Origin of the sequence: Micromonospora maritima, assembly GCF_902825405.1 — a bacterium.
Classification (GTDB): domain Bacteria; phylum Actinomycetota; class Actinomycetes; order Mycobacteriales; family Micromonosporaceae; genus Micromonospora; species Micromonospora maritima.
The window spans coordinates 1-7,217 of sequence record NZ_CADEAU010000276.1; the positions used below are offsets into that span (position 1 = coordinate 1).

General features: G+C 74.9%; 9 protein-coding genes. 5 read left to right on the forward strand and 4 right to left on the reverse strand.

The annotated features are described in order from the left end of the window. Together HUW36_RS21500 and HUW36_RS21505 are read left to right on the forward strand one after the other, a co-directional pair. A partial coding sequence (locus tag HUW36_RS21500) for a sensor histidine kinase (RefSeq protein WP_174529820.1) occupies positions 1 to 1,022 on the forward strand: 1,022 nt, incomplete at its 5' end. Further along, positions 1,010 to 1,669, forward strand: a complete 660-nt coding sequence (locus tag HUW36_RS21505) for a response regulator transcription factor (RefSeq protein WP_174529821.1) — start codon at positions 1,010 to 1,012, stop codon at positions 1,667 to 1,669. The genes HUW36_RS21500 and HUW36_RS21505, both read left to right, overlap by 13 nt. Before the next feature lie 5 nt (positions 1,670 to 1,674). Here the strand turns inward: HUW36_RS21505 and HUW36_RS21510 are convergent, their stop codons facing one another. Both HUW36_RS21510 and HUW36_RS21515 read right to left on the reverse strand, forming a co-directional pair. Then, the gene (locus tag HUW36_RS21510; RefSeq protein WP_174529822.1) at positions 1,675 to 2,097 is read right to left on the reverse strand and encodes an acyl-CoA thioesterase; all 423 of its coding nucleotides are present in this window, start codon (positions 2,095 to 2,097) and stop codon (positions 1,675 to 1,677) included. A 10-nt stretch (positions 2,098 to 2,107) separates the two neighbouring features. Beyond that, the gene (locus HUW36_RS21515) at positions 2,108 to 3,748 is read right to left on the reverse strand and encodes an ABC-F family ATP-binding cassette domain-containing protein (protein ID WP_174529823.1); all 1,641 of its coding nucleotides are present in this window, start codon (positions 3,746 to 3,748) and stop codon (positions 2,108 to 2,110) included. Between the two features lie 240 nt (positions 3,749 to 3,988). Between HUW36_RS21515 and HUW36_RS21520 the strand changes: the two genes are divergently transcribed. Further along, positions 3,989 to 4,732, forward strand: coding sequence for a GNAT family protein (locus tag HUW36_RS21520; RefSeq protein ID WP_246248257.1), 744 nt, complete (start codon positions 3,989 to 3,991; stop codon positions 4,730 to 4,732). A 23-nt stretch (positions 4,733 to 4,755) separates the two neighbouring features. Here HUW36_RS21520 and HUW36_RS21525 read toward each other — a convergent pair whose 3' ends face one another. Continuing rightward, on the reverse strand, positions 4,756 to 5,061 hold the full coding sequence (locus HUW36_RS21525) for a DUF1330 domain-containing protein (protein ID WP_174529824.1): 306 nt from the start codon (positions 5,059 to 5,061) through the stop codon (positions 4,756 to 4,758). Positions 5,062 to 5,237: 176 nt separating this feature from the next. Here HUW36_RS21525 and HUW36_RS21530 point away from each other — a divergent pair, with 176 nt between their 5' ends. Then, complete coding sequence (locus tag HUW36_RS21530; RefSeq protein ID WP_174529825.1) at positions 5,238 to 6,206, forward strand: hypothetical protein; 969 nt, start codon at positions 5,238 to 5,240, stop codon at positions 6,204 to 6,206. A 38-nt stretch (positions 6,207 to 6,244) separates the two neighbouring features. Next, positions 6,245 to 6,577 (forward strand): putative quinol monooxygenase, encoded by a 333-nt coding sequence (locus HUW36_RS21535; RefSeq protein ID WP_174529826.1) that lies wholly within the window; start codon positions 6,245 to 6,247, stop codon positions 6,575 to 6,577. 10 nt (positions 6,578 to 6,587) lie between these two features. Here HUW36_RS21535 and HUW36_RS21540 read toward each other — a convergent pair. Then, positions 6,588 to 7,217: S1 family peptidase (locus HUW36_RS21540; RefSeq protein ID WP_174529827.1), on the reverse strand; the 630-nt coding region annotated here is incomplete at its 5' end.

The following is a 7,217-nucleotide window of genomic DNA, read 5'->3' on the forward strand; positions in this document are numbered from 1 at the left end:
CGGTGGCGGCGTTCGAGCGGTGGCGGCTGGGCCTGGTCGACGACCGGCCGGTGGCCGGGCCCCGGTGGCGTGGCCCGCTGGCCCGCTACACCGAGGGCGCCGCGTGGCGGGAGGTGGCGTACATCGCCTGGCTGGGCACCGTGGTGCCGCTGGCGTACGGCACGTTCGCGCTGCTCGTGCTGCTCGACCTCGCGCTCGTCGCCGGTCCGTGGCTGGCCGGCGGCCAGGAGCGGATCGTGCTGGTCCGGGTCACCATCGACTCCCCGGCCGAAGCCGTGCCGTGGGCGGTCGCCGGCGTACTCGCCGCGCCGGCGCTGCTCTACCTGGCCGGCCTGCTGGTCGCGGGCCAGGCCGCGGTGGCCCGGTGGCTGCTGGACGCCACGCCCGACGGGACGGCGCTGCGCGAGGTGACCCGGTCGCGGGCCCGCCTGGTGAGCGCCTACGAGGCCGAGCGCCGGCGCATCGAGCGGGACGTGCACGACGGGGCGCAGCCGAGGCTGACCGGCCTCACCCTCCAGCTCGGCCTGGCGCGCCTCGACGTGCCGGCGGACTCCCCCGCCGCCCGTCCGCTGGCCGTGGCGCACGAGCAGGCCAAGGAGCTGATGGTGCTGTTGCGCGGGATCGTCCAGGGCATCCGTCCGCCGCAGCTCACCGAACTCGGTCTGGCCGGCGCGGTGGGCGAGCTGGCGGCGAGGTCGGTCGTGCCGGTCAGCGTCCGCGCGGACCTGCCCCGTCCGATGCCGGAGCTGGTCGAGACCACCGCCTGGTACGTGGTCTCCGAGGCGCTGGGCAACGTGGCGCGGCACGCCGGGGCGACGCGCGCCGAGGTCCGGCTGACCCAGGGTGACCGCCGGCTGGTGGTGGAGGTCGAGGACGACGGGCGGGGCGGCGCCGACCCGGACCGGGGCACCGGCCTGACCGGGCTGGCGGACCGGGTGGCCGCGGCCGACGGCAGGTTGCTGCTGGCCAGCCCGGCCGGCGGGCCTACCCTGGTCCGGGTGGAGCTGCCGTGCCGTCCGTGACCCGGGTCGTCCTGGCCGAGGACGAGGTCCTGCTCCGGGAGGGGCTGGTCGGCCTGCTGACCCGGTTCGGCTTCGCGGTGGCCGCCGCGGTCGGCTCCGCCCCGGCACTGCTCGACGCCGCCCGCGCCCACCGCCCGGATCTGCTGGTGACCGACATCCGGATGCCGCCGGCGCACCGCGACGACGGCCTGCGCGCGGCCGTCACGCTCCGCGCCGAACGCCCCGACCTCGCCGTCGTGGTGCTCAGCCAGCACGTGCAGAGCGGGTACGCGGCGGCGCTGCTCGACAGCGGTGACGGCCGGCGCGTCGGCTACCTGCTCAAGGACCGGGTCGCCGACGTCGCCGAGTTCGCCGACACCCTGCGCCGGGTGGCGACCGGCGGCACCGCCGTCGACCCGGACGTGGTGCGGCACCTGCTGCGCCGCCCGCGTGACCCGCTCGACGCGCTGTCCCGGCGGGAGCGCGAGGTGCTGGGGCTGGTCGCGGAGGGCCACTCCAACGCGGCGATCGCGGCCCGCCTGCACGTCACCGAGGCGGCGGTCGGCAAGCACGTCGGCAACATCCTGGCCAAGCTCGACCTGCCGCCGGACGAGGACACCAACCGCCGGGTGCTGGCCGTGCTCGCCTACCTGCGCTCCGCAGGCTGACCGGGCTACAGACCCATCGGGGTCGGGTCGGTGGCCAGTGCCCGGAACCGCTCGCGCGGGTCGGGCACCAGCCGCCGGGCGGTCAGGTCGAGCAGCCCGCCGACCCCGGTCACCGCGGCGACCGGCGTCCCGTCGGGCCGGGTGAAGTCCTGCACGATCTGGAACGTCTTGCCCTCGCCCCAACGGAAGTCGCAGGTCACGTCGACCTCGTCGCCGCCACGCAGCTCCCGCAGGTAGCGCACGGTCACCTCCAGGGCGACCGGCCCGACGCCGCCGGCGATCAGCCGGTCCTGGGCGATGCCGGCGGCGCGCAGGCACTCCCAGCGGGCGTGCTCGGCGTACTGGAGGTAGACGGCCTGGTTGAGGTGGCCCTGGGTGTCCAGCTCGTAGCCGCGTACGGTGACGCGGACCCGGAACGGATCTGCCATGGTCGGCAGCCTAGTCAGCGCCCTCCGGCGCGGCGGTCTCGACGAGCGTGCCGTCGGCCAGCCGCAGCCAGCGGTCCACCCCGATCGCGGCGAGGAAGCGCGGGTCGTGGCTGACCACGACAAGGGCTCCCCGGTACGCGCCGAGCGCACTCTCCAGTTGCGCGACGCTGTCCAGGTCGAGGTTGTTCGTGGGCTCGTCGAGCAGCAGCAACTGCGGCGCGGGCGAGGCGTTCAGCACGCAGGCCAGGGTGGCGCGCAGCAGCTCGCCGCCGGAGAGCACGCGCACCGGCAGGTGCGCCCGGTCGCCGCGGAACAGGAACCGGGCCAGCAGGTTCATCCGCGCGGCGTCGGCGAGCCCGGGCGCGAACACGGCCAGGTTCTCGGCGACCGTGCGCGCCGGGTCGAGCAGGTCCAGGCGCTGCGACAGGTAGGCCACCCGGCCCTCGACCCGGGTCGCGGTGCCGGAGACCGGCGGCTGGTCGCCGTGGACCAGGCGCAGCAGGGTGGACTTGCCGGCGCCGTTTCCGCCGGTGAGCGCGATCCGCTCCGGCCCGCGGATGCTCAGGTCGATCCCGTCGCCGCCGAACACCTGTCGTCCGTCGTACTCGGCGCGCAGCCGCTCGCCGTGGAAGACGGTCCGGCCGGCGGGAACGGTGGTGTCGGGCAGGTCGATGACGATCCGGTCGTCCTGGCGGGCGGCCCGGCTGGCCTGGTCCAGCCGGCTCTGGGCGTCACCGACGCGCGCCGCGTGCGTCTCGGCGGCGCGGCCGGCGGAGACCTGGGCACTCTGCTTCAGGCCGCCGGCGACGATCCGGGCCAGCCCGGCGTCGGGCAGGTTCCGTGCGGCGGTGGAGGCGCGCCGGGCGGCCCGTTCGCGGGCCTGTTGCAGCTCCCGCTTCTGCCGCTTGAGGTCCTGCTCGGCGCTGCGGACCTGCCGCTCGGCGACCTCCCGCTCGGCGCGTACGGCCTGCTCGTAGGCGGTGTAGTTGCCGCCGTACCAGCGGATCTCGTCACCTTCGAGCGCGGCGATCCGGTCCATCTCGTCGAGCAGCGCGCGATCGTGACTGACCACCAGCAGGCAGCCGGACCAGCCGCGCAGCACCGCGGTCAGCCGGTCCCGAGCGTCCTCGTCGAGGTTGTTCGTCGGCTCGTCGAGCAGCAGCACGTCCGGGCGGCGCAGCAGCTGCCCGGCCAGGCCGAGGGAGATCACCTGGCCGCCGCTGAGCGTGCCCAGGCGGCGGTCCAGCGCGACCTCGCCCAGGCCCAGCCGGTCCAGCTCGGCGTGGGTGCGTTCCTCCACGTCCCAGTCGTCGCCGACGGCGGTGAAGTGCTCCTCCCGGGCGTCGCCTGCCTCGATGGCGTGCAGCGCGGCGATGGCCCGGTCGACGCCGAGGACCTGGGCGACGGTCTGCTCGACGGCGAAGGGCAGGTGCTGGGGCAGGTAGCCGAGCACCCCCCGCACGGTGACCGAGCCGGCGGTCGGGCGCAGCTCGCCGGCGATCAGCCGCAGCAGCGTGGTCTTGCCGGTGCCGTTGGGCGCGACCAGGCCGGTCCGGCCGGCGGGCACGGAGAAGGACAGGTCGGTGAAGACCGGAGTCTGGTCCGGCCAGGAGAAGGAGAGCGCGGAGCTGACGACGTAGGCGTCGGACATGATCGACCTCTGAGGAAGGGACGCCGGAGCGCGACACGGCGCTCGGCGGAGACAGGGGGACGACGAAGATGGCCGCGGCGACGGCGCGGGATGCGCGTCGGCGGCCGTCCGGGGCTCTCACCCGGAGATGTCGTCGTCACCTGCCATGATCACTCCACTCCTCGGCGGGACCCGACCACCATAGCTCACCGGCGACAAATCGGCGTGCGGGTTCGTCCGGGACCGCCTAGCCTGCCCGGCGTGACCCTGACGATCATGACCCTGGCCGAGCGTCCCGACCTGGCGCCGCTGCTCGACACCGGCTTCGACGGCGCCTGGCCGCCGTTCATGCTCTGGGACCCGATGGGCGCGGTCTACTACAACGTCGCCGACGACCTCTATCCCGAGTTCGTGTTCGCGGCGGTGGATCCCGCCGAGCCGGACCGCGTCGTCGCCCGGGCCTACGCGGTGCCGCTGCGCTGGACCGAGGACGCGCTGCCCGACGGCGGCTGGGACCGGATGATCCAGCGGGCCACGCTCGGCCGGCTCACCGGGTCCACCCCCAACCTGGTCTCGGCGCTGGAGATCTGCGTCCACCCGGACCGGCGCGGCGACGGCGTGTCCGCGCTCATGCTCGCGGCGATGCGGACCGCCGTCGCGCGGTACGGCTTCGACACGCTGGTGGCGCCGGTGCGACCCAGCGGCAAGGCCGCCGTCCCGGACGTGCCGATGGCCGAGTACGCGGCGCGCCGGCGCCCGGACGGGCTGCCCGAGGACCCGTGGCTTCGGGTGCACGTGCGCGCCGGCGGCGTCATCGAGCGGGTCGCGCCGAGGTCGATGACGATCACCGGCACGCTCGCCGACTGGCGGGGATGGACCGGCCTGCCGTTCGACACCAGCGGCCCGGTGCACGTGCCCGGCGCACTGGCCCCGGTGCTCGTCGACGTGGCGCACGACCACGCCGCCTACGTGGAGGCCAACGTGTGGGTGCGGCACCGGCTCTGAGCTCGGCCGGCCCCCGCGCGGGCTCAGGCCGGCCAGGCGTGGCCGATGCCGTCGAGCAGGAGGACCACCCCCTCGGTGGCGGCCTCCCGGTCGCGGGAGATCGCCCGGTACTCCGGCGAGGTGGACCAGCGCTCGAAGTCCTCCCGGTTGTCGAACGACATGAGGACCACCTTGTCGTGCGGCCACTCGCCCTCCACCACCCAGGGCGCGGTGTCGGCGGCGAGCAGCCGGCCACCGTGGCGGGCCAGCACCGGCAGGAAGGCGGCGACGTACCGGTCGTAGCGGGCCCGGTCGTGAACGGTGAGCTGCGCGAGGGCGTAGACGGTCACCGGGCCAGGCTACCGATCGGTGGACGTCGACGGTGTCCTCCGTGGGGACGGGGTCGACCGTCCGCGCGCACCTGCGCCAGATGTCCGAAGTGCTCTGGCCATCATGGCCCTGAGCTGCGGATACTTGTCGCAGGGGCCGCGCGTGCAGCCGCGCGGCGTGGGGGAAGGTGGACGCGATGATCGACCAGGAGACCCAACCCGAGGCCGTACCGGAGCAGCCGGGGAAGGCGCCGGAGAGCCGCCCGGTCCGTCCGCCCGGCGGTGGGGTGCCCACCGCCGTGTGGCAGGTCCGGGTCCGCACCAAGCTCGACGACCTGTACCAGCAGCTGGCCGCACTGGCGGCGCGTGATCCCGACCGGGCCGCCGCGCTGCGTGCCCACCTGTCCGGGGTGGAGGCGGTGCTCGGTCGCAGCGGCGTCGTCGAGTGGCTGCGCGGCGGCAGCCTGGAGTACGCCTGGCAGACCGTCCACTCGGTGGAACGGGCCATGGTGGAGTTGCGGACCCCGGAGGAGCTGGTCGGCCTGCTCGGCGCGTACCGGAGCGCGGCGGCACAGTTCCTGGCCGCCGACGACAAGGTGCTCACCGATCTGGACCCGGCGGCCGACGCGGCGACGCCCGCCCTGCTGCGGGCGAAGGTGCAGGCGTTGCTGCTGCGCTACCACTCGGTGTCGGAGGAGTTCCACGAGTCGGTGCGCCGGCTGCGCAACCGGATGCTCGGGCTGTCCGTGTTCGCGCTCGTCGCGGACGTCCTGGTGGTGCTGGTGCAGTGGCGCAGCCACGACGTGCGGCTGCTCAAGGCACCTGTGGACGCCGCCGGCGTACCGGCCTGGCGGTTGCTGTTCTTCGTGCTGATCGCCGGGGCGCTCGGCGCGTTCATCAGCGCCCTGCCCTCGATGATCACCTCCCGGTCCGGCGGCCTGCCCTACAAGCTGCCGTTCCAACAGGGCCTGCTGAAGCTCGCGATCGGGCCGCTGGTCGCGGTCGTCGGCATCATGCTGGTCATCGGCGGCCTGGTCGAGACGACCGTGAACAGCACCGCCGCGCTGCTGGGGGTGGCCATCGTGTTCGGCGCCGGCCAGCAGGCGGTCACCGCGTTCGCCGACCGCCGGGCGGCCGAGCTGCTGGGGCCGGCGACGAAGGGCTGACCCACCCGCGGGCCGCCCGACCTGGGTAGCCTGGCGCCATGATCTTCATCACCGCCAAGTTCCGGGTCCGCCCGGAGGACGCCGACGCCTGGCCGCGGATCGCCGCCGACTTCACCGGGGCGACCCGCGCCGAGCCGGGCTGCCTGTGGTTCGACTGGTCCCGCAGCCTCGACGACCCGACCGAGTACGTGCTGGTCGAGGCGTTCCGCGACGACGCGGCCGGTGCGGCGCACGTGCAGTCGGCGCACTTCCGTGAGGCCCAACGCACGCTGCCGCCGCACCTGGCCGAGACGCCGCGGATCGTCAACGCCACCGTGCCGCAGCAGGACTGGTCCCGCCTGGGCGAGATGGCCGTGCCCGGCGACGAGTGAGCCGCGCCGGTCAGGGGATGGTCAGGCCGTACGCGGCGAGGATCTCCAGGATCGGCTGGTAGTAGCTGGTCCCACCGCTCGTGCAGTTGCCGCTGCCGCCGGAGAGGATCCCGAGGACCGTGCCGGTGGCGGCCACGTAGAGCGGGCCGCCACTGTCGCCGGGCTCGGCGCAGATGTTCGTGCGGATCAGCCCGCTGACGCTGCCCTCGGCGTAGTTGACCGTCTGGTTCAGCCCGGTCACGGTGCCGCAACGCACGCCGGTGGTGGCGCCGCTGCGGCAGACCGCCTGCCCGACGTAGGCGGAGCCGGCGCCGTAGACGGTGACCTGGCCCGGGTGGGTGTACACGGCGCTCGGGTGCGCGACCGTGCCGGTGTAGCGCACCACGCCGTAGTCGTTGCCGGGGAAGCTGCTGCCGGTGCGGCTGCCCAGCACGGTGGTGCGGGCGCCGTCGGCGTACCAGGTGCCGGCGAGGTTCGTGCAGTGCCCGGCGGTGACGAAGTACCAGGTGCTGCCGCTGCGCACGTTCGCGCCCAGCGAGCAGCGCCCGCCGCCGCCGTAGATGGCCTGACCGCCGGCGATGAGCGGGCGCAGCCGGCCGGGCTCGTGACGCAGCACCGCACCGGCCCGCGCGGCGTCGCG